General features: G+C 63.5%; 22 protein-coding genes and 1 pseudogene. 19 read left to right on the top strand and 4 right to left on the bottom strand.

From position 1 onward, the window contains the following. Positions 1-40: 40 nt before the first annotated feature. The 3 genes and pseudogenes from dnaA (at position 41) to recF (ending at position 3771) form a co-directional block, all read left to right on the top strand. Positions 41-1448 (top strand): annotated as a pseudogene (dnaA, locus tag KVU_RS10070) (chromosomal replication initiator protein DnaA). 82 nt (positions 1449-1530) lie between these two features. Beyond that, positions 1531-2649: a DNA polymerase III subunit beta gene (dnaN, locus tag KVU_RS10065; RefSeq protein WP_013385124.1), complete on the top strand. Its 1119-nt coding sequence runs from the start codon at positions 1531-1533 to the stop codon at positions 2647-2649. Positions 2650-2658: 9 nt separating this feature from the next. Then, positions 2659-3771, top strand: coding sequence for a DNA replication/repair protein RecF (gene recF, locus KVU_RS10060; RefSeq protein WP_013385123.1), 1113 nt, complete (start codon positions 2659-2661; stop codon positions 3769-3771). Between the two features lie 3 nt (positions 3772-3774). On the opposite strand, the gene KVU_RS10055 is transcribed toward recF, so the two are convergent. After that, entirely contained in the window at positions 3775-4428 is a 654-nt protein-coding gene (locus KVU_RS10055) for a peroxiredoxin (protein ID WP_013385122.1), read from the bottom strand. A gap of 124 nt (positions 4429-4552) precedes the next feature. Between KVU_RS10055 and KVU_RS10050 the strand changes: the two genes are divergently transcribed. From KVU_RS10050 to KVU_RS10040, 3 genes are all read left to right on the top strand, one after another. Further along, the gene (locus KVU_RS10050; protein WP_014537971.1) at positions 4553-5986 is read left to right on the top strand and encodes an aldehyde dehydrogenase family protein; all 1434 of its coding nucleotides are present in this window, start codon (positions 4553-4555) and stop codon (positions 5984-5986) included. A gap of 92 nt (positions 5987-6078) precedes the next feature. Then, on the top strand, positions 6079-7008 hold the full coding sequence (locus tag KVU_RS10045) for a VOC family protein (RefSeq protein ID WP_014537970.1): 930 nt from the start codon (positions 6079-6081) through the stop codon (positions 7006-7008). Next, on the top strand, positions 7009-7599 hold the full coding sequence (locus tag KVU_RS10040) for an alpha/beta hydrolase (protein WP_013385117.1): 591 nt from the start codon (positions 7009-7011) through the stop codon (positions 7597-7599). Positions 7600-7626: 27 nt separating this feature from the next. Here the strand turns inward: KVU_RS10040 and KVU_RS10035 are convergent, their stop codons facing one another. Further along, the gene (locus KVU_RS10035) at positions 7627-7806 is read right to left on the bottom strand and encodes a DUF1674 domain-containing protein (RefSeq protein ID WP_013385116.1); all 180 of its coding nucleotides are present in this window, start codon (positions 7804-7806) and stop codon (positions 7627-7629) included. 74 nt (positions 7807-7880) lie between these two features. Between KVU_RS10035 and KVU_RS10030 the strand changes: the two genes are divergently transcribed. The 13 genes from KVU_RS10030 (at position 7881) to KVU_RS09970 (ending at position 21965) form a co-directional block, all read left to right on the top strand. Then, positions 7881-9134, top strand: coding sequence for an RsmB/NOP family class I SAM-dependent RNA methyltransferase (locus tag KVU_RS10030; RefSeq protein WP_013385115.1), 1254 nt, complete (start codon positions 7881-7883; stop codon positions 9132-9134). 105 nt (positions 9135-9239) lie between these two features. Further along, the gene (locus KVU_RS10025; RefSeq protein WP_013385114.1) at positions 9240-10841 is read left to right on the top strand and encodes a heparinase II/III family protein; all 1602 of its coding nucleotides are present in this window, start codon (positions 9240-9242) and stop codon (positions 10839-10841) included. 11 nt (positions 10842-10852) lie between these two features. After that, positions 10853-12442: a bifunctional phosphoribosylaminoimidazolecarboxamide formyltransferase/IMP cyclohydrolase gene (purH, locus tag KVU_RS10020; RefSeq protein WP_014537969.1), complete on the top strand. Its 1590-nt coding sequence runs from the start codon at positions 10853-10855 to the stop codon at positions 12440-12442. 1 nt (position 12443) lies between these two features. Then, positions 12444-13001: a signal peptidase II gene (lspA, locus tag KVU_RS10015; RefSeq protein WP_013385113.1), complete on the top strand. Its 558-nt coding sequence runs from the start codon at positions 12444-12446 to the stop codon at positions 12999-13001. Further along, entirely contained in the window at positions 13001-13195 is a 195-nt protein-coding gene (locus KVU_RS10010; RefSeq protein ID WP_014537968.1) for a hypothetical protein, read from the top strand. The genes lspA and KVU_RS10010 overlap by 1 nt, the downstream gene beginning before the upstream one ends. Positions 13196-13331: 136 nt before the next feature. Next, complete coding sequence (locus KVU_RS10005; protein ID WP_013385111.1) at positions 13332-14696, top strand: M16 family metallopeptidase; 1365 nt, start codon at positions 13332-13334, stop codon at positions 14694-14696. Position 14697: 1 nt separating this feature from the next. Further along, positions 14698-16008 carry a M16 family metallopeptidase gene (locus tag KVU_RS10000; RefSeq protein WP_014537967.1) on the top strand — a complete coding sequence of 437 codons (1311 nt, stop codon included), beginning with the start codon at positions 14698-14700 and terminating at the stop codon, positions 16006-16008. Next, positions 16005-17843, top strand: coding sequence for a DNA mismatch repair endonuclease MutL (gene mutL, locus KVU_RS09995; protein ID WP_014537966.1), 1839 nt, complete (start codon positions 16005-16007; stop codon positions 17841-17843). The genes KVU_RS10000 and mutL overlap by 4 nt, the downstream gene beginning before the upstream one ends. Positions 17844-17910: 67 nt before the next feature. After that, positions 17911-18336: a hypothetical protein gene (locus tag KVU_RS09990; RefSeq protein WP_013385108.1), complete on the top strand. Its 426-nt coding sequence runs from the start codon at positions 17911-17913 to the stop codon at positions 18334-18336. Positions 18337-18349: 13 nt separating this feature from the next. Next, positions 18350-19093 (top strand): SDR family NAD(P)-dependent oxidoreductase, encoded by a 744-nt coding sequence (locus tag KVU_RS09985; protein WP_013385107.1) that lies wholly within the window; start codon positions 18350-18352, stop codon positions 19091-19093. After that, entirely contained in the window at positions 19072-19284 is a 213-nt protein-coding gene (locus tag KVU_RS09980; protein ID WP_158304742.1) for a hypothetical protein, read from the top strand. Before KVU_RS09985 ends, KVU_RS09980 begins: the two co-directional genes overlap by 22 nt. 50 nt (positions 19285-19334) lie before the next feature. Continuing rightward, positions 19335-20156, top strand: a complete 822-nt coding sequence (locus tag KVU_RS09975) for a DUF481 domain-containing protein (RefSeq protein WP_013385105.1) — start codon at positions 19335-19337, stop codon at positions 20154-20156. Positions 20157-20282: 126 nt separating this feature from the next. Then, the gene (locus KVU_RS09970) at positions 20283-21965 is read left to right on the top strand and encodes a peptidoglycan-binding domain-containing protein (protein ID WP_014537965.1); all 1683 of its coding nucleotides are present in this window, start codon (positions 20283-20285) and stop codon (positions 21963-21965) included. A 64-nt stretch (positions 21966-22029) separates the two neighbouring features. Here the strand turns inward: KVU_RS09970 and KVU_RS09965 are convergent, their stop codons facing one another. Together KVU_RS09965 and ykgO are read right to left on the bottom strand one after the other, a co-directional pair. Further along, positions 22030-23304: a peptidase gene (locus KVU_RS09965; protein WP_014537964.1), complete on the bottom strand. Its 1275-nt coding sequence runs from the start codon at positions 23302-23304 to the stop codon at positions 22030-22032. A 163-nt stretch (positions 23305-23467) separates the two neighbouring features. Further along, positions 23468-23593 carry a type B 50S ribosomal protein L36 gene (gene ykgO, locus KVU_RS09960; protein WP_013385102.1) on the bottom strand — a complete coding sequence of 42 codons (126 nt, stop codon included), beginning with the start codon at positions 23591-23593 and terminating at the stop codon, positions 23468-23470. Positions 23594-23597 lie beyond the last annotated feature (4 nt).

The following is a 23597-nucleotide window of genomic DNA, read 5'->3' as shown; positions in this document are numbered from 1 at the left end:
CGGCAGGGCAGGGCCATGGATGTCACGATGGGGGGCGCGCATGACGAAGGCCGGTTGGGTGCAGGTTCAGGACAACCTGAAAGCTGCTGTTGGGGTAAACAACTTTACCAACTGGATTGCGCCGCTTGAGCTGGACAGCTTGGCGGATGGCGTTGCGACCTTTTCGGTGCCGACGAATTTCATTGGCAATTACGTCTCGACCAATTTTGGCGAGCTGATCCTGTATCATCTGAACCGGCTTGGCATTCAGGTGCAGCGTTTGGGCTTTATCGCTGCAGCGGCGCGTCCCAGCCTGCGCGGGGGCCTGCGCGCGGCCACCCCGCGCCGTGTGGGCGGTGCCGCCCGTCTGGCCGAGCCTGCCGCCCCCGAGGCTCCGGCCGCGCCTGCGCCCGCCAAATCCAACGCTATCCCTGCCGCCCAGCTGGATGCGCGTTATACATTTGACCGCTTTATCGTCGGCAAATCCAACGAGCTGGCCTATGCCGCCGCGCGCCGCGTGGCGCAGGGCGGGCCGGTCGGCTTTAACCCGCTGTTCATGTATGGCGGCGTCGGCCTGGGGCAAAACCCATCTGATGCATGCCATCGCGCATGAGCTGCGCCGCCAGCAGCCCGATCTGAACGTGCTCTATCTGTCGGCCGAGCAGTTCATGTATCGCTTTGTCTCGGCCTTGCGCGATAAAAAGGCGCTGGATTTCAAAGCCATGCTGCGCTCGGTCGATGTGCTGATGATCGACGACGTGCAATTCATCGCGGGCAAGGAATCGACGCAGGAGGAATTCTTCCACACGTTCAACGCGCTGGTCGATGCACAAAAGCAGGTCATCATCTCGTCTGATCGTGCGCCGGGCGAGATCCGCGATATCAATGATCGCATCAGCTCGCGCCTGCAGGCGGGGCTGGTGGTGGATCTGCACCCGTCGGATTTCACCCTGCGCCTTGGGGTGCTGGAATCGCGCGCCAAAACCGCCGCTGCCGCCTATCCGCATGTCGTGCTGGAAGAGGATGTGCTGCCCTTCCTCGCGCATCGCATCAGCAGCAATATTCGCGTGCTGGAAGGCGCGCTGACGCGTCTGTTCGCCTTTGCGGGTCTGGTGAATAAATCCATCAGCATCGCGCTGACGCAGGATTGTCTCGCCGATATCCTGCGCGCCTCGGAACGCAAGGTGACGGTCGAGGACATCCAGCGCCGCGTCTGCGAGCATTATAACATCCGCATCGCCGATATGGTCGGGCCCCGCCGCGTCCGCGCCTTTGCCCGTCCGCGTCAGGTGGCGATGTATCTGTCGAAAAAGATGACCAGCCGCTCGCTGCCCGAGATTGGCCGCCACTTTGGCGGGCGTGATCACACGACCATCATGCATGGCGTGAAAAAGATCGAACAGTTGATCTCGTCGGACAGCCAGATGGCCGATGATCTGAAGGTGCTGAAACGCGCGCTGGAGGCCTGAGACAGGCCCTGACCCTAAGCCGCGCCTTGCGCCCGGCGGCCATTGCGCTAAGGTCGCCCTGACAAGTTTTCGGAGCAAGCATATGAAGTTCAGTATCGAACGTAGCGCCCTGTTGAAGGCCGTCGCCCAAGCGCAGTCGGTTGTCGAGCGGCGCAACGCGATCCCGATCCTGTCCAACGTGCTGATCGCCGCCGAAGGGGCCGCCGTGCAGTTCCGCGCCACCGACCTTGATATCGAGGTGCAGGACAGCGCGGTTGCCATGGTGGAGCAGGCCGGTGCGGCAACCGTCAACGCCGCCATGCTGAACGAGATTGTCCGCAAGCTGCCCGACGGCGCGCTGGTCGCGATCACCTATGATCCCAGCGCCGAGCGTCTGACGATTGCCGCAGGTCGTTCCACCTTTACCCTTGCGACCTTGCCGCAGCAGGATTTCCCGGCGATGGCCTCGGCTGATTTCGAGGCAAGCTTTACCGCGCCCGCGCCGCTGCTGCGCCGCCTGTTCGATAAGTCGAAATTCGCGATCTCGACCGAGGAAACCCGTTACTATCTGAACGGCGTCTATTTCCACATCGCCACCGGCGAAGAGGGGCCGGTGCTGCGCGCTGTTGCCACCGATGGCCACCGTCTGGCCCGCATTGATGCGCCGCTGCCCGATGGCGCGGCGGGGATGCCCGGTGTGATCGTGCCGCGCAAAACCGTGGGCGAGCTGCGCAAGCTGCTCGACGACGACAATGCGCTGATCGCGGTCTCTGTCTCGGAAACCAAGATCCGGTTTGCGACGCCGAATATCACCCTGACCTCCAAGGTGATCGACGGCACCTTCCCCGATTACACGCGCGTCATCCCGACCGGCAATACCCGCAGGCTAGAGGTTGACGCCGCCGAATTCGCCAAGGCCGTCGACCGCGTGGCGACTGTCTCGTCCGAGCGTTCGCGCGCCGTGAAACTGGCGCTGGAAGATGATCGCCTGCTGCTGTCGGTGCAATCGCCCGATACGGGCGCCGCCGAGGAAGAGCTGGTCGTCGCCTATGCCGACGAGCGTCTGGAAATCGGGTTCAATGCCAAATACTTGCAGGAAATCGCCGCGCAGGTGGATCGCGAGAATGCGGTCTTTATGCTAAACGGTCCCGGCGATCCCGCCCTGATGCGCGAAGGCGGCGATACATCGGCGGTCTATGTCGTGATGCCGATGCGCGTTTAACGCGCCATCATGGCCGGACTTGCACTCAATGCCCTGAAACTCTCGCATTTCCGCTCGCATAAACGGGCGGAATTGGCGTTTGATGGTCGCCCTGTCGCTTTTGTCGGCAGCAATGGTGCGGGCAAAACCAATCTGATCGAGGCGATCTCGCTGCTGTCCCCCGGGCGGGGCCTGCGCCGCGCCGTGACCGAGGATCTGGCCCGCCGCCCAGAGTCGGTCGGGTGGAAAGTGCAGGCCAGCCTGACCCGGCTGCATGAGAGCCACGAGGTAGAGACCGCCGCCGCCCCGGGGGAATCGCGCACCGTCCGCATCGATGACAAGCCCGCGCCGCAGGTGGCGCTGGCTGCGATCATGCCGATTGTCTGGCTGGTGCCCGCGATGGACCGCCTGTGGATCGAGGCCGCCGAGGGGCGTCGCCGTTTCCTTGATCGCATGGTGATGAGCTTTGCCCCCGATCACGCGGCGCTTGCGCTGGAATATGAAAAAGCGATGCGCCAGCGCAACCGCCTGCTGAAAGACGGTGTGCGCGATGCACATTGGTACGCCGCGATCGAGCGGATCATGGCGAAATCCGGCGCCGAGATGACCCGCAACCGTCTTGCCCTGATCGAGCGGCTGCGCGATGCGCAGGCCAGCGCCGATACCGCCTTTCCCGCCGCCGATCTGACCCTGACAAGCGAAGGGCCAAGCCCCGTGGACGAGGCCGCGCTGGCGGATGCGCTGGAGGGGAGCCGCCCGCGCGATCTGCTGGCCGGGCGTTCCTTGGTGGGGCCGCACCGCGCTGATTTGTCGGCGATCTGGCAGGCCAAGGGCATGATTGCGGCCGATTGCTCGACCGGCGAGCAAAAGGCGCTGCTGATCTCGCTGGTGCTGGCCAATGGGCGCGCGCTGGCCGAGGATCGCGGCGTCGCGCCGATTCTGCTGCTGGATGAGGTCTCGGCCCATCTGGACGCCGCACGCCGCGCCGCGCTTTATGATGAGATCACCGCGATGGCGGGACAGACCTTTATGACCGGCACCGAAGTGCAGCTTTTTGCGGGCCTCGGGCCGCGCGCCCAGGGCTTTGCGGTCGAGGAAGGCCCGGCAGGCTCGACCATCACGGCGGTCGATCTGCCGGGCTAGGGTCTAGTCGCGCAGTTTTGCGGTGCGCAGATAGGGCAGGACGGTTTGGAAATTATCGAACCGCGCCTTGGCATCTTCGTCGCTGATGGTCAGCGGCACCACGACATCCTTGCCCGCTTCCCAGTTCGCAGGGGTCGAAATGCCATTCTTTGCAGATGTTTGCAGCGCATTCAGCGCGCGCAGCACTTCGGCAAAATTGCGCCCGACATTCATCGGATAGATCATCGACAGTTTCAGCTTTTTATCCGGCCCGATGATGAACACGGCGCGGACGGTGGCCGTGTCATTGGGGGTGCGCCCCTCGGGCAGATAGGCCTCGGCAGGCAGCATGTCGAAGGCCTTGGCCAGCTCCAGACCCTTATCCGCCACAATCGGGAAGGTCGGAGCCGCGCCGCCGACGGTTTCGATATCGGCTTTCCATTTCACATGTTCCTCGACGCCGTCGACCGAAACGCCCAGCACCTTGGTGCCGCGCTTGGCCCATTCATCGGCCAGTTGCGCCACGGCGCCGAATTCTGTCGTGCAAACGGGCGTAAAATCCTTGGGATGCGAAAAGATCACGGCCCAAGCGTCGCCGATCCAGTCATGCAGCTTGATCGTGCCTTGATCGGTTTCTACGCTTAGGTCAGGAATGACATCATTAATGCGAAGGCTCATATCGGACTCCTTTCAGTCGGGCGGGCGGGCCCTATCTCGTGATCGAGTATAGCTTTTGCCCAAATGGGAGCCAGCGCCCGCTGCAGGGATATTTTGCTATAGTTCGCCAGTTGAGGAGAATAAAATGATCGAGAAGCGCGCTTTCTATATTGGCGGACAGTGGGTTTGTCCTGCGGCCCCGCGCGACCATCAGGTGATCAACCCCTCGACCGAGGAGGCCTGCGCCGTGATTTCGTTGGGTGATCAGGTAGATACGGACAAAGCCGTCGCAGCGGCAAAGGCGGCATTCCCCGCTTGGGCCGTGACGCCGCTGGATCTGCGCCGCACCTATGTCGAGCGGATTTTGGCGCAATATTACATCCGGGCCGAGGAAATGGCCCAGGCGATCAGCATGGAAATGGGCGCGCCCATCGACTTTGCCCGCAACTCTCAGGCGCCCTGCGTGTCCGAACATATCGAGGGGTTCCTGTCGGCCCTGGATCGCATGGAATGGGCGCATGACATGGGGCCCGAGGCGCCCGGCACGCGGATCGTGAAACACCCCATTGGTGTGGTCGGCCTGATCACGCCGTGGAACTGGCCGATGAACCAGGTGACGCTGAAGGTGATCCCCGCGCTGCTGGCGGGATGCACGCTGGTTCTGAAACCGTCCGAGGAAGCGCCGCTGTCGTCCATGCTGTTTGCCGAATTCGTTCATGATGCGGGCGTGCCTGCGGGTGTGTTCAATCTGGTGAATGGCGATGGGGCGGGGGTCGGTACGCAGATGTCCAGCCATCCCGATATCGCGATGATCTCGTTCACCGGCTCGACCCGCGCGGGCAAGGCGATCAGCCGCACCGCCGCCGAGACGCTGAAACGCGTGACGCTGGAACTGGGCGGCAAGGGTGCGAATGTGATCTTTGCCGATGCGGGCGAGGAGGCCGTCACCAAAGGCGTGCGCCGCATGTTCAACAACGCTGGCCAGTCCTGCAACGCCCCCTCGCGCATGTTGGTCGAGCGTCCCCTTTATGATCGCGCTTTGGAAGTCGCGCGCAAGGCGGCCGAGGAAACCACCGTCGCCCCCGCCGCCAAAAGTGGCAGCCATATCGGCCCGGTCGTGAACCGCGCGCAATGGGACAAGATCCAAGATCTGATCCAATCCGGCATTGATGAGGGCGCAACCTTGCTTGCAGGGGGCACCGGCCTGCCCGAGGGGCTCAACAAGGGCTATTTCATCCGCCCCACCGTCTTTGCCGATGTCCGCCCCGGGATGCGCATTGAAAAGGAAGAGATTTTCGGCCCCGTCCTGTCCATGCTTCCCTTTGATACCGAGGAGGAGGCGATCCAGATCGCCAATGACACCGAATACGGCCTGACCAATTACGTCCAGACCGCTGATAAGGCGCGCGCCCGCCGCCTTGGGTTGCAGTTGAACGCCGGTATGATCGAGATGAATTATCGCAGCCTTGGCGATGGCGCCTTCTTTGGCGGCGTCAAATCATCGGGCACGGCGCGTGAAGGCGGCATCTGGGGTATCAATGAATTCCTGATCGAAAAAGCGATTTCTGACTGGAATTAATGTGCAGCAGCGCACAGCCCCTCTGTCGGGGCTGCGCTTTATGCGGGCCGCGAATGGATTAGATTCCCCTCAACATCTTATGGAGGGGCATCATGCTAACCCAGATCAAAGGCCTGCATCACATCTCGTCCTTGGCGTCCGACGCCAATCGCACGAATGCGTTTTTCACCCGCACCCTGGGCCTGCGCCGCGTGAAAAAGTCGGTGAACCAAGACGCGCCCGATATGTATCACCTGTATTACGGGAACGCGCTGGGGGATCAGGCCTCGGCGATGACCTTTTTCCCCATACCCCATGCCCGCCCCGGTCGGCGCGGCACGGGCGAGGTGGGCGTGACCAATTTCACCGTGCCAAAGGGCAGCCTCAGTGCTTGGGCGGATCGGCTGGCGTTGGGCGGGGCCACGGATATCGCCTTTGGCCAATCGTTTGGCGCGGCGCTGGTCGCGTTTACCGCGCCTGACGGCGATAGCTTTGCGCTGATCGAGGGGGATGACCCCCGCGCGCCTTGGACGGGGAGCGGGGTCGGCGAAGATATGGCGATCCGCGGCTTTCATTCCGCAAGCCTCCGGCTGAAAGATTCGGGCGCCACGCGCGAGCTGCTGCATTTCATGGGATATCAAGACCTTGAGAGCAACGGCGCTGTCACCCGCCTGCATCTGCCCGACGGGGAACATGCCGCGATCATCGACATTGAAACGCTACCAACCATCGAGCGCGCCCGCCAAAGCGCGGGCACCGTGCACCATATCGCTTTTGCCGTGCCCGACCTGATCGCCCATGAGGAGGTGCGTAAAACGCTGGAAGATACCGGCTGGGGCGTCACGCCCTCGATCGACCGGTACTATTTCCAAGCCGCCTATTTCCGCACGCCGGGCGGCGTGTTGTTTGAAATCTCGACCAATGGGCCGGGGTTCGATGTGGACGAGGATAGCGCACAGCTGGGCCAGAACCTGATCCTGCCCCCGAAATTCGAGGCGCACCGCGATCAGATTGCTGCCGCCTTGCCGCACATGGAGGAATGAATGACCTATCACGCTTTGCGCAGTGCGGGGGATGAACCCCGCCTGCTGCTGACCCTGCATGGCACCGGCGGCACCGAGGAACAGTTCCACGCCTTTGGCCAGCGCCTGCTGCCCGGCGCGCATATCACCTCGCCACGCGGCGATGTCTCGGAATCGGGGGCCTTGCGCTATTTCAAGCGTCTGTCCGAGGGGCGCTATGACATGGATGATCTGGCGCGTGCGACGGATAAGCTGGGCGCGTTCATCGACGACGAGCGCGCCCAGACAGAGGCGACACGCATCTCGGCGCTGGGCTATTCCAATGGTGCCAATATCTTGGCGGCGCTATCGTTTCAGCGGCCCGATCTGATCGACGATCTGATCTTGCTGCACCCGCTGATCCCGTTCACTCCGCCTGCGCGCGATTTCACGGGGCGGCGCGTGCTGATCACGGCCGGTAAAACCGACATGATCTGTCCGCGCGAAAGGACCGCCAGCCTTGCGCAATATTACACCCAGTGCGGCGCGGATCTGCATCTGTTCTGGCACGAGGGCGGGCACGAAATCTCTGCCCGCGAAGGGGACGCCGTCAGGGCCTTTGTCGCGGGGTAAAAATCGTTTTTTCCCAAGGGGGTTGGCCTAGAAATCTATGGCCAGCCCTTTCTTTTCCCAATCGCCATAGCGCACCGGCTCTAGCCCGTCGCGGCCCCCAAGTTCGGGGGCCATTGCGGCGGCGGCCTCGTCCAGCGCCTTGCGGCGTGCGGCAGCCTCGGCCAAGGCGCGCTTGGCGGCTTCAGGCAATTCCGTGGTATCAGCCATCTCGCGACCTTTCGGTTATCTGCTATATGCTGTTATACGCCCGATAACATCCGCAACAACCCATCCGAGACCCCATGAGCGATAGCCTGATCCCCCGCCGTGCAGCCCTGAACTTGCTGAATGCGGTGACTGTGGACCACAGGCTACTCAGTGAATGCACCGCGATCTTTGATCCGCTCTCGCCGCCGGATCGCGCCCGTGCGCAGCGGCTGGCGACCTCGGTGCTGCGTGCCGCCAGCCGCGCGGATCGCTGGTTGAAACCACATCTGAAAAAACGCCCGCCCGTGCAGGTGCAAAACGCCCTGCGCCTCGGTGTGGTTGAGATTGCCGAAGGCGCGGCCCCGCACGGCGTGGTGAATGATATCGTGACGCTGCTGGCCGATGGCAAACGCACCGCGAATTTCGCGGCGCTTGCCAATGCCGTGCTGCGCAAGGGCGCGGATCTGCCGCAGCAATGGGGCAAGCTGGCGCTGCCACAACTGCCCGACTGGCTGCGCGAGCCGTTGCGCGAGGCCTGGGGTAATAGCGCGATCAACGCCATCGAGCGCGCGCATTTTCGCGGCGCGCCCCTTGATCTGACGATTCCGCGCGATACGGCTGATTGGGCAGCGCGCCTTGGCGGTCTGGTGTTGCCGACGGGGTCAGTGCGGCTGGACGGGCATGGCATGGTCAGCACCTTGCCGGGCTTTGCCGAGGGGGCGTGGTGGGTGCAAGATGCCGCGGCCGCACTGCCGGTGCGGTTGCTGGGCGATCTGCGCGGCCAGCGCGCGCTGGACATTTGTGCCGCCCCCGGTGGCAAGACAATGCAGCTTGCCAGCGCAGGGGCCGAGGTGACGGCCCTCGATCTGTCCGCCAACCGCCTGCAGCGCGTCGCCGAGAATCTGGCCCGCACCAATCTGAATGCGACCATTGTGCAGGGCGATGCGCTGGAATTCACCACCACCGGTTGGGATGTCATCGTGCTGGATGCGCCTTGTTCCGCCACCGGCACCATCCGCCGCCATCCCGATCTGCCCTTTGCCCGCGACGGGGCCGAGATTGGCAGCCTGATCGCGCTTCAGGCCCAGATGATCGACCACGCACTGCGCTTGCTGAACCCCGGCGGCCGCCTGTTGTTCTGCACCTGCTCGCTACTGCCCGATGAGGGCGAGGTGCAGGTTGAGGAGGCGCTGGCCCGCCATCCCGGTCTGCGCGTCATCCCGCCCGAACTGCCCGAAATCGAGGCAGACTGGATCAGCCCCGAGGGCGGTGTGCGTCTGCGGCCCGATTATTGGCCCAGCCTTGGCGGCATGGACGGTTTCTATATGGCGGTGCTGTGCGCGCCCTAGCACAATTGCGGCGGGGCGGGCGTGACAGCCCTTGGCCCTGACAGTATTGTCGTTCCGAATCCCGATTAGCGGCTGCGTAGGCAGCCGGCAGACGAGGCCGCCCGCGTGACCGCCATTCCCGATTGGACCGCCCGAGAGGCCTTCCTGAACCGCTTTTACGCGCGCCGCGCTGGGCGGGGCCGCAAGGTGCCAAGCTTTGCCGCGTTTCCCGAACCCGCCACCATGGGCGAGGCAGATCGCGGACGGCAGATTCTGGACGGTAAATTCGTGCTGGACGGCCGCTTGGTCGAGGTGCTGGGCGCATCCATCTGGCATAACAAGCTCTATGGCGCGGCATTGCAGGAATGCGACTGGCTGAATGATCTGGCCGCCCTTGGCGATCAAAAGGCCCGCGCCCGTGCGCAGGCCTGGGTCTGGGACTGGATCGCGCGCTTTGGTCGGGGCGAGGGCTGGACACCGCAATCGACCGCGCGGCGGCTGATGAACTGGCTGCACCATGCCGAGTTCCTGCTGCAAGGCATGCAAGGGCCCGCACAGCGCAACTTCATGCAAAGCCTTGCGCGGCAAACGATCTATCTGGCCCGTGCATGGCAGTTCGTCCCGGTCGGGCAGGGGCGCGTCAGCACGCTGGCGGGACTGAATGCCGCGCTGCTGGCGCTGGACGGGTTGTCGCGCCTGCGGCCAAAGGCCGAGGCCGCATTTTTGCGCGCGCTGTCGGATGTTGTGGGGCGCGAGGGGCAGATCGCCTCGCGCAACCCCGCCGAGGCCGCTGTGCTGTTTTGCGATATCGTGGGTGTTGCGGTCCGGCTGCATGCGACCGGACAGGCCATGCCGCCCGCATTGCAAAACGTGATCGAGGTGATGGCACCGTTGTTGCGGGGCCTGCGGCACGGCGATGGGACGCTGGCGCGGTTGCAAGGCAGCAATGGCGGCAATCCGGTGGCGCTGGATGCGGCGCTGGCGCAGGCTGGCGTGCGTGCGCCGGCAGGGGCGCGGCTGCATATGGGATTTGCCCGCATCTCTGCGGGGCGGTTGGTGCTGATCGCCGATGCGGCGCCCGCACCTGCGGGGGGGCATGCCTCGGCCACGGCGATTGAAATTTCTGTCGGGCGGCGGCTGCTGGTCACGTCTTGTGGCGATGGATCGCCCTTTGGCACCGATTGGCGGCAGGCCGGGCGCGGCGCGGCCAGCCATTCGACCCTTGTGCTCGAGGGCGGCGCGAAACCGGCCGAGGTCATGTATGCCCGCACCCCGATGGACGGCGGCACGCGGCTAGAGCTGGGGCACGATGGTTGGCGCGCGGCCCATGGGCTTGTGCATGCCCGCCAGATCGACGTCGATATCGCCGGTCGCGTGGTCATGGCCGAGGAAATGCTGATGACCATCGATGCCGCTGATCAGGCCCGGTTCGACCGCGCGCTGGTGCTGTCGGGCGGACGCGGCGTTGACTTTGCCTTGCGCTTTCACCTGCATCCCGATGTGACCGTCGTGCCGCAGGACGACCCGCTGGTGCTGAACCTTGTACTGAAAAGTGGCGAGGTTTGGGCGCTGTCGCATGATGGGCAGGCGCGGATGACGGTCGAGCCCTCGGTCTATGTTGAAAATGGTGTGGCAAGCCCGCGCAGTACGCAACAGGTGGTTTTAATGGGGCGCGCAATGTCCTATGCGACGCGCATGCGCTGGGCATTGGGCCGCGCGACTGGCTAATGGGGACTATGATGACGGATATTCAACCTTTGCGCCGTGCGCTGCTGTCGGTATCGGATAAAACCGGCCTGATCGACCTTGCCCGTGCGCTAGAGGCGCGCGGCGTTGAACTGTTGTCCACCGGCGGCACCGCAGCCGCGATCCGCGCGGCGGGTCTGCCCGTGAAAGACGTCGCCGAAATCACCGGCTTTCCCGAGATGATGGACGGCCGCGTGAAAACCCTGCACCCGATGGTGCATGGCGGCCTGCTGGCCCTGCGCGACAATGCCGAACATCAGGGCGCGATGGAACAGCATGGGATCAGCCCGATCGACCTGTTGGTCGTGAACCTTTACCCGTTCGAGGCCACCGTCGCGCGCGGTGCCGATTATGACGAGGTGATCGAGAATATCGACATCGGCGGCCCCGCCATGATCCGCGCCGCCGCGAAAAACCATGCTTTCGTCAATGTCGTCGTTGATGTCGCCGATTACGATGCCCTGCTGGCCGAGCTGGAGGGGAACGCGGGCGAAACCTCGCTGGCGTTCCGTCAGCGTCTGGCCCAGACCGCCTATGCCCGCACCGCCGCCTATGACACCGCTGTCTCGACCTGGATGGCTGGCGCGATTGGCGAGGCGGCCCCCCGCCGCCGCAGCTTTGCCGGCGAGATTGCCCAGACCCTGCGCTATGGCGAGAATCCGCACCAATCGGCTGCCTTTTACCTCGATGGCTCGAACCGTCCGGGTGTGGCGACCGCGCAGCAGCTGCAGGGCAAAGAGCTGTCCTATAACAATATCAACGACACCGACGCCGCGTTCGAACTGGTGGCCGAGTTTGATCCCGCATCCGGCCCTGCTGTTGCGATTATCAAACATGCGAACCCCTGCGGCGTGGCGCGCGGTGCGACGCTGGCCGAGGCCTATACAAAGGCCTATGATTGCGACCGCACCTCGGCCTTTGGCGGGATTGTCGCGCTGAACCAGCCGCTGGACGCCGCCACCGCCGAGGAAATCGTCAAGATTTTTACCGAAGTCGTCATCGCGCCCGGCGCGTCGGATGAGGCCCGCGCCATCTTTGCCGCCAAAAAGAACCTGCGCCTGTTGGTGACGGACGGCCTGCCCAACCCGCAAGCGCCGCAACTGGCCTATCGCCAAGTGGCGGGCGGCATGTTGGTGCAGGACAAAGACGTCGGTCATATCGACATCGCCGATCTGCAGGTCGTGACCAAGGCTGCGCCTTCGGATGCGCAATTGGCGGATCTGCTGTTCGCATGGACTGTCGCCAAACATGTGAAATCCAACGCCATCGTCTATGTAAAAGACCAAGCGACCGTCGGCATTGGCGCAGGCCAGATGAGCCGCGTCGACAGCTCGCGCATTGCAGCCCGCAAGGCCGAGGATATGGCCGAGGCTTTGGGCCTGCCCGAATCCCCCGCCAAGGGCGCGGTCGTTGCATCCGATGCGTTCTTCCCCTTTGCTGACGGCCTGCTGGCCGCAGCGGCGGCGGGCGCGGTGGCTGTGGTGCAGCCGGGCGGTTCGATGCGCGACGCCGATGTGATCACGGCGGCGGATGAGGCGGGTCTTGCGATGGTGCTGACCGGCATGCGGCATTTCCGGCACTAAGATGCGGTTGGTTCTGTGGTCCGCATTTTGGGTCTTTGTGGTCGATCAGGTCAGTAAATACCTGATCCTGCACCGCATGAACCTGATCTGGCACGGCAGCATTGATATCTGGCCGCCCTATCTGCGCCTCAGGATGGCATGGAATCAGGGCGTGAACTTCGGCCTGTTCCACGGCATGGATCTGAAATGGCTGCTGATTGCGGTGGCCATTGTCATCTCTGGCGTGGTGCTGTGGTGGATGCGGCGGGGGGATGAAAAACCCCTCGCGCGCGTCTCGGCCGGTATTTTGGTGGGCGGTGCCATCGGCAATGTCGTCGACCGGCTGATCTATGGTGCCGTCGCGGACTTTTTGAACATGTCCTTTCCCGGTTTTGATAATCCCTATGCGTTCAACGTCGCCGATATCGCGATTTTCGCAGGCGCGGCGGGGTTAATCCTGTTTTCCGGCGGCGCTTCGCGTGATCCGAAACAGGGGGACAAACAAGGGGTGACGGGGCAGGGGCAGTCGGGTAAAAGACCGGCCAAGACAGTCGTTGCCAAGGATAAAGGGCGCAAGTGATGCAAAAGACGCTGCTAGTCATGGGCCTTGGCCTGCTGGTCACCGCAAGCTTTGCGGGGTGCTCGCGTTACAATGACATCGCCCCCTTTCAGCCCGGCGCCCTGACCGAGCGTGAGCTGAACTATACCGCGAACCCGCCGCTGAGCGCGCCGACATCGAATACACTGCCGGTGCCGACCTATAGCGGCCAATAATCCAGGGGCGTGAATTGGGCGGCTGATCTTTGCCGCCCATCGTAACGTCAAGTGATCACGACCGCGTATCCCCGGCTTGCGAAGGCGCGTTCAAGGCTTACTGTAAGTCTTGACGTGATTTGGGGAGGCCGGGGATATGGTTCATCGTGTGGTTGCAGCGGGCTTTGCCCTAGCACTGGCGGCAATGGCCGCACTTTCCCCCCAGATCGCGCTAGCGCAGGATAACGTGACCACGCATCAGCTGGAAAACGGCCTCGATATCGTCGTGATCGAGGATCACCGCGCCCCCGTTGTCACCCAGATGATCTGGTATCGCGTGGGGTCTGCGGACGAGCCGAAGGGTCAAGGCGGCATCGCGCATTTTCTGGAACATCTGATGTTCAAGGGCACGGATACGATGGCCTCCGGCGCGTTTTCCGCGGCTGTCGCTGAAAACGGCGGCGAGGATAACGCCTTTACCAGCTATGATTACACCGCCTATTTCCAGCGCGTTGCCGCTGACCGTCTGCCGTTGATGATGCAGATGGAAGCGGGCCGGATGCGCGGTCTGCTGCTGACGCCCGAGGAAATCGCGACCGAACGCAATGTGATCCTCGAGGAGCGCAACCAGCGCACCGATTCCAATGCAGGTGCGCTGGCGCAGGAACAGGCCCGCGCTGCGCTCTATCTGAACCATCCTTACGGCTTGCCGGTGATCGGCTGGCGGCACGAGATCGAAGGGCTGGACCTGCCCGAGATCCGCGCCTTTTACGATCTGTATTATGCGCCCAATAATGCCATCCTTGTCATCGCGGGCGATGTGAACCCCGCCGATGTGATCGCCTTGGCCGAGGAATATTACGGCCCGATCGCGCCATCGGACAACCTGCCGCCGCGCACCCGCCCGTCCGAGCCGCCGCAACTGGCCGCGCGCCATCTGGATTTCAGCGATGCCCGCGTCGCGCAGCCCTATCTGACGCGCACCTATATCGCGCCGAACCGCATTTCGGGTGAGCAGGGGCAAGCTGCTGCGCTGACCTATCTGGCGGAAATTCTGGGCGGCTCCAGCTTTACCTCGGTTCTGGGGCAGGCTTTGGCCTTTGAAAATCCGATCGCGCTGAATGTCTATGCCGGTTACGGCGGCGCGGCGGTCGATAGCAGCACGTTCAGCCTGTCGCTGGTGCCCGCGCCGGGTATCACTTTGGCCGAGGCCGAGGAGGATCTGGACGGTGCGCTGCAGCGCTTCCTTGATCGCGGCGTTGATGAGTCGCAACTGGACCGTATCCGCACGCAGCTGCGTGCCTCGGAAATCTATGCCCGCGATGACGTCTTTCATCTGGCGAACCGCTATGGCGCGGCGCTGGCCTCGGGGCTGTCAGTGGGCGATATCCAAAGCTGGCCCGAGGTGCTGCAATCTGTCACTGCGGACGAGATCATGCAGGCCGCCCGCGATGTGCTGGATGCCCGCCGCTCGGTCACGCTTTTCGTGACACCTGAAACGCCTGCGCCCGAGGGGAACTGAAATGCTGCGCTTTATCCTTCCGCTAACCCTGGCGCTGTTTGCCACGACCGCGCGGGCCGAGGTTGAAATTCAGGAAGTCACATCGCCCGGCGGCGTGAACGCCTGGCTTGTCGAACAGCACGAGATCCCGTTTCTTGCGCTGGAAATCCGCGTGCGCGGCGGCGCCAATCTGGACGAGCCCGGCAAGCGCGGCGCAGTAAACCTGATGACCGCCGTGATCGAGGAAGGCGCGGGCGAACGCGATGCCGTCGCTTTTCAGACCGCGCGCGAGGAGCTGGCCGCCAGCTTTTCCTTCTCGGTCTCGGACGACAGTTTCGGCGTCTCGGCCCGCGTGCTGACCGAGAATCGCGACGAGGCTCTTGCCCTGCTGCGCGAGGCGCTGATCAGCCCGCGGTTCGACCAAGATGCGATAGATCGCGTGCGCGCGCAGGTGATCTCTGGCATTCAGTCGCAGACGCAACGCCCGAATGTGATCGCGTCATCGACCTTTAATGCCGAGGCTTTTGGCGATCACCCCTATGGCACCGCGCTGGATGGCACGATTGAATCGGTGAGCGCGCTGACCCGCGACGACCTGCTGGCCGCCCATCGCAATGTGGTGACGCGCGACCGCCTTTACGTCTCGGCTGTTGGCGACATCACGGCCGAGGAACTCGGCACCCTGCTGGACAATCTGTTGTCCGATCTGCCCAGCAACGCCCCCGCGCTGCCACCGCATGTCGAGCCGGCGACGTTTGGCGGGATCACCGTCGTGCCGTTCCCCGGCCCGCAGTCGACGATCTATTTCGGTCACGAGGGGATCACCCGCGACGATCCCGATTACATCACCGCCTATATCCTGAACCACATCCTCGGCTCGGGCGGGTTTGAATCGCGCCTGATGCAGGAATTGCGTGAAAAGCGCGGCCTGACTTATGGCGTTGGCACTTATCTGGTGCCGAATGATCTGTCCGAACTGATTGTTGGCGGCTTTTCTACCTCGAACCAATCGGTGGCCGAGGCGATCGAGCTGGTGCGCGGCGAATGGCAGCGCCTTGCGACCGAATGGGTGACGCAGGCCGAGCTGGATCGTGCGAAAACCTATCTGACCGGACAATATCCGCTGCGCTTTGATAGCAACGCCAATATCGCTCAGATCATGGTGGGAATGCAGATGATCGACCTGCCAACGGATTATGTGCTGAACCGTAATGATCTGGTGAATGCGGTGACGCTGCAGGATCTGAACCGGGTCGCCTCGCGCATATTGAACCCTGATGCGCTGCATTTCGTGGTGGTGGGCGAGCCGGTCGGGCTGGACGCGAACCAGTGAGCGCACCGCCCACCATCCAGCAACTGGGCGAGGATATCGTCAACCGCATCGCGGCGGGCGAGGTGGTCGAGCGCCCCGCCTCGGCCGTCAAGGAACTGGTCGAGAATGCGCTGGATGCGGGCGCGCGCCGGATTGATGTGACGATTGCCGATGGTGGGCGCACGCTGATCCGCGTGGTTGATGACGGATGGGGCATCGCGCCTGCGCAACTGCCGCTGGCTTTGGCGCGCCATGCGACGTCGAAAATCGACGGCTCGGATCTGCTGAATATCCATACATTCGGGTTTCGGGGCGAGGCTCTGGCCTCGCTGGGTGCAGTGGGGCGGTTGTCGCTGACCTCGCGCCGCGCCGGCGAGGAAGGGGCGCAGATCACCGTGAATGGCGGCGCGACGACCCCCACTCGCCCCGCCGCGCTATCGGGCGGCACAGTGGTCGAGCTGCGCGATCTGTTTTTTGCCACCCCCGCCCGCCTGAAATTCCTGCGTAGTGATCGTGCCGAGGCGCAGGCCGTTGCCGATGTCATGCGCCGCCTTGCCATGGCCGAGCCGTTCGTCGCCTTCACCCTGCGCGACGCCAGCGGCGGCGAGGATCGTCAAGTCCTGCGCGTCAATGCCGAAACCGGCGATCTGTTTGATGCGCTGCATGGGCGTTTGGCGGCCATCTTGGGCCGCGAATTTGCCGAAAACGCGGTGCGTGTCGATGCCGAACGCGACGGCTTCCACATGACCGGCTATGCCGCGCTGCCCACCTATTCGCGCGGCGCGGCGGTGGCGCAATATCTGTTCGTCAATAACCGCCCCGTGCGGGACAAGCTGTTGATCGGCGCGCTAAAGGGCGCCTATGCCGATCTGCTTAGCCGCGATCGCCATCCGGCGGCGGCGCTGTTCGTCAGCTGCGATCCGCAACTGGTGGATGTGAACGTGCATCCGGCGAAATCCGAGGTGCGTTTTCGCGATCCGGCGCTGGTGCGCGGGCTGCTGGTCAGCGCGGTGCGCCATGCGCTGCTGACGGCGGGGCATCGCGCCTCGACCACGGTGGCGGATGCGACGCTGGCGGCGTTTCAACCCGAACCTGCCTTTGCGCCGCGCGCTTATCAGATGCCGCTGGGCGGCGGCTATGGCAATCCCTCGCCGCAGGCGCTGCGCACCGCTTGGTTCGCCCAAAGCCCTGTATCGTCGCCCGCCGCACCGCAGGGCTTTGCCGAGGTCGCGCAGCCCTCGGCCCGCATCGACGACCCGGTGGGCGATGACAATATGCCCCTTGGCGCGGCGCGGGCGCAGATCCATGAAAACTACATCATCGCCCAGACCGCGCGCGGTATGGTGATTGTCGATCAACATGCCGCACATGAACGGCTGGTCTATGAGCGTCTGAAAGAGCAGATGGCGCATAGCGGCGTCGCGGCCCAAGCCCTGCTGATCCCCGATATTGTCGAGCTAGGCGCGGCGGGGGCCGGTCGGCTGTTGGCACTGGCGAATGATCTGTCGCGCCTTGGCCTGACGATCGAGCCCTTTGGCGGCGGATCGGTCGCCGTGCGCGAGACGCCCGCCATCCTTGGCGAAGTCGATAGCCCCGCTTTGCTGCGTGATATTCTGGACGAGCTGGATGACAGCGAGCAGACCAGCCTTTTGGGCGCGCGTTTGGACGCCGTGCTGTCGCGTGTTGCCTGTCATGGCTCGATCCGCTCGGGCCGCCGGATGCGCGCCGAAGAAATGAATGCCCTGCTGCGCGAGATGGAGGCGACGCCCGCCTCGGGGCAGTGCAATCACGGCCGCCCCACCTATGTCGAACTGCGCCTGATCGATATCGAGCGCCTGTTTGGCAGGCGCGGTTAGCTAGCCGGTTGCCCTGCCGCTAGATGGGCGTTAGCGTGCATTTAAACCGCAGATAGGGATCGGGAACATGGGTATCGGGCAGATGCTGAAAATCGCATGCGCGGGCGTGATCGCCAGTGTTGCAGTTGCAAGTGCAGCGGGCGCGCAGCAGGGCGGTGATTACGGCACTTACGGCGGCGCTTATCTGGACTGGCTCAGCCCGCTGGCGATTTCATCCTATGAATGGCCGTTCAAACATGGTCCGATTTCAGTGATCGCGCCGGGTGCGAATGGCGCGGTCCAGACCTATACGCTGGTGCCTTGCCAAGATGGCGCAGCGGTCTGCAGTGGCAGCGCCATCGGCGCGGTCAGCGTAGACGGGCTGACAACCGTGGTCTCGGGTCTTTATGGGCGCACCTTCTATCTGGGGATGGGCGGCCATGGCGTGATTGACGCGGGCGGTGTGCAATCTGTGCTTGCGTGGGATACGCAAGGCAATGGTCCCAATCGCTAAGGGGGATTTCTAGATGCGAGACTGGCAAGGCCGCACCTATTGGCTGATCGGTGCCAGCGAGGGAATTGGGCGCGAGTTGGCGACATTGGTCAGCCGCGCGGGGGCCGAGGTGATCCTGTCGGCCCGCAATGCCGAGCGACTTGAAGAACTGGCCGCAACTCTGCCCGGCCGCGCCCGTGTGCTGCCGATGGATGTGCGCGACAGTGCCGCCGTCAAAGCCGCGGCCGAGGCTGCGGGGCAGGTTGATGGCGTCATCTTTATGTCGGGCGTCATGTCGCTGATGCGCGCCGCAGGCGGCAGCGCCGGCTGGTCTTTCGAGGCGGCCGAGGTCATGGCCGATACCAATTTCACCGGCGCCGTGCGCGTGATCAGCGCCGTGCTGCCGCAAATGTGTGCGCGTGGCACCGGGCATATCATGCTGGTTGCCTCGCTCGCCGCCTATCGCGGCCTGCCGGGTATGGCGGTTTATGGGGCCTCCAAAGGCGGGGTCATGCAGATGGCCGAAGGCCTGCGCGCCGAGCTGCAAGATACTGGAATTCTGGTACAAGTCGTCAATCCCGGCTTTGTCGATACGCAGATGACGCGCGAGACCGGCCTTGCCATGCCGCTGCGCCTTTCGGCCGAGCAGGCCGCGCGCGAGATGTTTGAACATATGAACACCGACACCTTCCGGCGGGGCTTTCCGCTGGCCATGTCATGGTCGATCCGGCTGGCGCGGTTCCTGCCCGATTGGCTATGGATGCGGCTTATTCGTTAACGCGCTTGGATTTTTTAGCGGCAATTTCAACCGCTGCCCTGTCATTTTTTGGGCAGCGTGAAAACGCCGAAAGCGGTTATCCTTTGTTATCAATCCGTTACAATTCGCGGATTTTGGCCGATGTGGCGGAAACTCCGCCCTGTGCCGCCTGCGCCCGCAGCATGGGTTTTACCTTCGGCCCAAGGGTTTAAGTGAATAACAACGCAGCAACACTGCGGCTTTATTCAAATGGAGGGATGCCATGCAAACTCGCAATATCTTTGTCATCGCAGCAATCGCGGCCGTGACCGCAGCCGGTGCGCAGGCCCAAACCAGCGCCTTTGCAAACCAAGACCGTATCGACGACACGATCGAAGATCTGCGCGACGACATTGCTGATGACTTTGACCGCGACGTCGACGCCTTTGGCAACGAAGGTCGCGCTTTGGGCTTTACCGGCTCGCTGGCGGCACGCGCCAATGTCGCCACCGGTAACAGCGAATCGACCGATGTCGGTGTCGGTGGTAACTTTGGCTACTTCGACGGTATCAACGGCCATGCCGTCGCGCTGAGCTACGCTTATTCGGAAGATTCCGACGCGGCTGAAACCAATCGCCTGATGCTGAGCTATGACTACACCCGCGAGCTGTCGTCGAGCATCTATGCCTACGGTAAAGGCATCTATATCGACGACAAGTTCGGCTCCTACACCAAGGACACCTTTGTGGGTGCCGGTCTGGGTTATCGCATCTTCAACGATCCGGCTATTCAATGGTCGATCGCCGCTGGCCCCGGCTTCCGCTGGGCTGACGTCGAAGACGGCAGCAGCATCGAAGAAGTGGCTGTCAGCATCTCGTCCGACTACTACTACCGTCTGAGCGAGACCCTGGCGTTCACCAACGATACGGATGTCATCTGGTCGGAAAGCGACACCTATATCACCAACGATCTGGGTCTGACCGTCAGCATGACTGACTCGCTGGCGCTGCGTGGCTCGATCTTTACGCAATACCACACCGATCCGCTGCCCGGTTACAGCAGCACCGACAACACTTACGGCCTGTCCGTGGTGTATTCGTTCTAATCCCTGCCATCGGCAAGGAATGGAAGGGCGGCCTATGGGCCGCCCTTTTGCATTCGCGGCGCGGAAAATTTCATTTATCCTGAACCAAGGCGCGGGTTTCGCGTTGGGAAAGCAAGGAGATATCAGATGCGCCATAAAATCTACCTCGCCCTTGCCACGATGTTACTGCCCGGTGCCGCGTTGGCCAATGATGCCGCGCTGCTGCTGGGGGTGGAACGATACGAGACGCTGGGCCGTGTCGCCCGCGGGGCGGATGTGGCAAATGCCAATGACGGGCTGACGGCGCTGGGTTTTCGCGTCGCCGTGCTGCCCAATGGGCGGGCTGAACCAACCCTGACCGCCGTTCAGACCTGGCTGGACACGATCCCGGAATCCGAGCGCATCGTCGCGGTTCTGTCGGGCCGCTTTGTCACCGATGGCAGCCGCACCTGGTTCCTGACAGCCGAGGCGGGCACCCCCTCGCTGCTCGGCCTTGGCGATACCGCGCTATCGCTGGAAAGCCTGCTTGAGGTGATGGCCGCCCGTCAGGGCCGCGCGCTGCTGGTGCTGGCGCCCGAGGCGCAGGGCGGCGCGATTGATCCCTATCTGTATGAAGGCATCGGCGCGCTGGATATCCCGCAAGGCGTCAGCGTCGTGACGGGCGATCCCTCTGCCGTTGCGGGCTTTGCGACCGAGGATTTGACCCAGCCCGGCGGTGATCTGCTGCAACTGGCGAACCGGCGCGGCGGCCTTGGCTGGCAGGGTTTTGTCCCCCGCAGCGGCTTTGTCCTGATGCCGCTTGAGGCGGTGCCGGCTGGCCCCCCGCAGCCGACCGCCGAACAAACCGCCGCCGAGGAGGCGCTGTGGCAAGGCGCGCAGGCCCTTGATTCGGTCGAGGCCTATCGCAATTATCTCGCCCGCTATCCGATGGGCATCTATGCCGCGCTGGCCGAGGAGGCGATTGCCGCCATCGTGGCCGAGCCCAATCGCGCCGATCGGATGATCGAGGAGGCGATGAACCTGACCGCCGCGCAGCGCCGCACCATCCAGCAGAACCTGCAACGCTTGGGCTTTGATCCGCGCGGCGTCGATGGCATCTTTGGCGCGGGCACACGCGCCGCGATTTCGGCGTGGCAGCGCGGGAATGACTTCCCGCCCACCGGCTATGTTGCCAGCGCCCAGTTGACCCGGCTTGAGGCGCAGGCCGCCCGCCGCACCGCCGAGGCCGAGGCCGAGGCCGCCCGTCAGGCGCAGGCCGCCGCGCTGGCGGATCAGGATTTCTGGCGCGAGATCGGCGCACAGGGCGACGCGCCGGGCCTGCGCGCTTACCTCGAGCGCTACCCGACCGGGGCCTATGCTGCGATCGCCACCGAACGGCTGGCTGCGATCGATGCCGAAATCCAAGCTGCCGCCACCGCGCGCGAGACATCCGCTTGGGCCGCGGCCGAGGCCGCCAATACTCCCGCCGCCTATCAGGATTATCTGCAGGTCTATCCGCAGGGCCGATTCGCACCCGAGGCGCGCGCCCGTATCACCGCGGGCACAGCACCAACGCCCGACGCGCCGCCCACTGTGCCACCCGCTGACGACGCCGCAGCCAGTGCCGAGGCGGCGCTGAACATCAACGCCATGACCGGCCGCGTGGTCGAGGATCGCCTGAATGCGCTGGGGTTCAATCCGGGAACCGTCGATGGGGTATTCGATGATGAAACCCGCGCCGCGCTTCGCCGTTATCAAGAGGCGCGGGGCTTGCCGGTGACCGGGTATCTGGATCAGCAGGTGTTGGTGCGTCTGCTGGCGGACACATTGATCCCGGGTGTCGGCCAATAAAAAGGGGCGGGCAATAAAAAGGGGCGGGCCAGATCGGCCCGCCCTCTACAGCCGTTGCCCCGTCTTAGCGACCGGCGGGCGTGAAGCTTTCAAACGACATCCGCACCAGCGCGCGCGAATCGGTGCTATACAGTTTCAGCGCCAGCACATAGGTGCCGGGGCTGACGCGCGACAGCATGATCGGGTCAAGCGAGCCGTTGCTGTCATCGGCAAAGGCCACTTCGCGACCGAAATCGTCGAACAGCACCAGAACCGGATCAGCCGCGCCATTGGCGACAGCCTCGATCGCGACAACGCCGGTATCTGTCACCTCGAACGAGAACCAGGTTGCGGCCGCACCCGTTGCTTGGATATCCGCACGGTGGCGCGCGGGCAGGGCGCCCAGATCGGTCACCGGATGGCTGCCATCCAGCGGCGGGCTGGCCTCGGCGCGGTCGATCATGCCGCGCATTGCAGCGGCAGGGTCATAGGTGCTCAGTGCGACATCAACCGGCAGCGAGCCATCATTATAGGCCCGCAGGTTGATGCAGTAATTGCCGGCTGGCAGCGTGTTCATAAAGTCGATGCGCGAGTTCAGCCCATCGAAATCGTCATTCTCGGCCAACCAGGTGTTATTGCCGTCATAGACCGCAATGATCGGATCGGCGCTGGGATTTGCCGCGGTGACGGTCAGGGCGGTCGGCTCGGCCAGGGTAAAGCCCAGATAGGGCGAATTGTTCGGCACGGCGGAAATCGTCACCGGCCCGGTGCTGAAATCAATCGCAGCCTCGCCAAAGGGACGCTCGGCGGTGGCGAATTCGCAGGTGCCGCTGGTGGCCCAAGGATCGGTATAGCCAGAATCAGGATCGCTCCAGGTGTCGGGGTTCATACCTGCGGTCAGCGCTGGCGTGTCATCGCGGCCCAGACGCAGGTAGGCCGTGGTGCCCGATCCGTCAAAGGTGCGCGCGATCATGCAATAGGTGCCGGGCGCAAGGCTGGTTTCCAGACGCGCCGACAGGTTGCCACCCGAATCGTCATCCGAATTCACGAAATTCCCGGCTTCGTCGTAGACCTCGACCAGCGGGTCGCCCCCGTCCGAGGATTCCGCCTCGAGGCGAACATCGGTCTGTGCGCTGACGGTAAAATAGGACACATGCCGTCCGCCCGACATGATCAGGGACATTTGGTCAAAGGGGTCGGTGAGTGTGTTAAGATCCGAGGTGTCGGCCGCGCCGCCGATCCACGTGCCACCCGCGCCCATCGTGCCGCAGATCGCGTCTTGCGCCATGGCCGGCAGCGCCGTGCCCATCGCGAGTGCAGCCCCTAGGCCGACCCGTTTCAATCCCGTTTTCAGTGTCATGCTGCGCATTCCTTCCTCCGTGCGAGGGTGTGCAATGGCGGCATAATTGCGGTCTTTCACAGCTTCGTGCAAGCGAATGATGACCAATCAGTAAAAACCCGCGCATCGGGTGATGCGCGGGTTTCTTAACTTCTATCTGACCGGGGTCAGTGCTTCGCTGAAATCAGCCCTGACGGGCTTTAAAGCGACGCTGCGTTTTGTTGATAACGTAAACGCGGCCTTTGCGGCGCACGATACGGCAATCGCGGTGACGCTGCTTGAGCGAGCGGAGCGAGTTAGCGACCTTCATGTGG

Source organism: Ketogulonicigenium vulgare WSH-001, assembly GCF_000223375.1.
Lineage (GTDB): Bacteria > Pseudomonadota > Alphaproteobacteria > Rhodobacterales > Rhodobacteraceae > Ketogulonicigenium > Ketogulonicigenium vulgare.
This window is presented reverse-complemented; position numbering and strand designations above follow the sequence as displayed.

Excerpts from the sequence above, each read along its gene's own strand:
- dnaN (WP_013385124.1), top strand. The coding sequence starts at position 1,531 with ATGAAGTTCAGTATCGAACGTAGCGCCCTGTTGAAGGCCGTCGCCCAA.
- recF (WP_013385123.1), top strand. The coding sequence starts at position 2,659 with ATGGCCGGACTTGCACTCAATGCCCTGAAACTCTCGCATTTCCGCTCG.
- KVU_RS10055 (WP_013385122.1), bottom strand. The coding sequence starts at position 4,428 with ATGAGCCTTCGCATTAATGATGTCATTCCTGACCTAAGCGTAGAAACC.
- KVU_RS10050 (WP_014537971.1), top strand. The coding sequence starts at position 4,553 with ATGATCGAGAAGCGCGCTTTCTATATTGGCGGACAGTGGGTTTGTCCT.
- KVU_RS10045 (WP_014537970.1), top strand. The coding sequence starts at position 6,079 with ATGCTAACCCAGATCAAAGGCCTGCATCACATCTCGTCCTTGGCGTCC.
- KVU_RS10040 (WP_013385117.1), top strand. The coding sequence starts at position 7,009 with ATGACCTATCACGCTTTGCGCAGTGCGGGGGATGAACCCCGCCTGCTG.
- KVU_RS10035 (WP_013385116.1), bottom strand. The coding sequence starts at position 7,806 with ATGGCTGATACCACGGAATTGCCTGAAGCCGCCAAGCGCGCCTTGGCC.
- KVU_RS10030 (WP_013385115.1), top strand. The coding sequence starts at position 7,881 with ATGAGCGATAGCCTGATCCCCCGCCGTGCAGCCCTGAACTTGCTGAAT.
- purH (WP_014537969.1), top strand. The coding sequence starts at position 10,853 with ATGACGGATATTCAACCTTTGCGCCGTGCGCTGCTGTCGGTATCGGAT.
- lspA (WP_013385113.1), top strand. The coding sequence starts at position 12,444 with ATGCGGTTGGTTCTGTGGTCCGCATTTTGGGTCTTTGTGGTCGATCAG.
- KVU_RS10010 (WP_014537968.1), top strand. The coding sequence starts at position 13,001 with ATGCAAAAGACGCTGCTAGTCATGGGCCTTGGCCTGCTGGTCACCGCA.
- KVU_RS10005 (WP_013385111.1), top strand. The coding sequence starts at position 13,332 with ATGGTTCATCGTGTGGTTGCAGCGGGCTTTGCCCTAGCACTGGCGGCA.
- KVU_RS10000 (WP_014537967.1), top strand. The coding sequence starts at position 14,698 with ATGCTGCGCTTTATCCTTCCGCTAACCCTGGCGCTGTTTGCCACGACC.
- KVU_RS09990 (WP_013385108.1), top strand. The coding sequence starts at position 17,911 with ATGGGTATCGGGCAGATGCTGAAAATCGCATGCGCGGGCGTGATCGCC.
- KVU_RS09985 (WP_013385107.1), top strand. The coding sequence starts at position 18,350 with ATGCGAGACTGGCAAGGCCGCACCTATTGGCTGATCGGTGCCAGCGAG.
- KVU_RS09980 (WP_158304742.1), top strand. The coding sequence starts at position 19,072 with ATGGATGCGGCTTATTCGTTAACGCGCTTGGATTTTTTAGCGGCAATT.
- KVU_RS09975 (WP_013385105.1), top strand. The coding sequence starts at position 19,335 with ATGCAAACTCGCAATATCTTTGTCATCGCAGCAATCGCGGCCGTGACC.
- KVU_RS09970 (WP_014537965.1), top strand. The coding sequence starts at position 20,283 with ATGCGCCATAAAATCTACCTCGCCCTTGCCACGATGTTACTGCCCGGT.
- KVU_RS09965 (WP_014537964.1), bottom strand. The coding sequence starts at position 23,304 with ATGACACTGAAAACGGGATTGAAACGGGTCGGCCTAGGGGCTGCACTC.
- ykgO (WP_013385102.1), bottom strand. The coding sequence starts at position 23,593 with ATGAAGGTCGCTAACTCGCTCCGCTCGCTCAAGCAGCGTCACCGCGAT.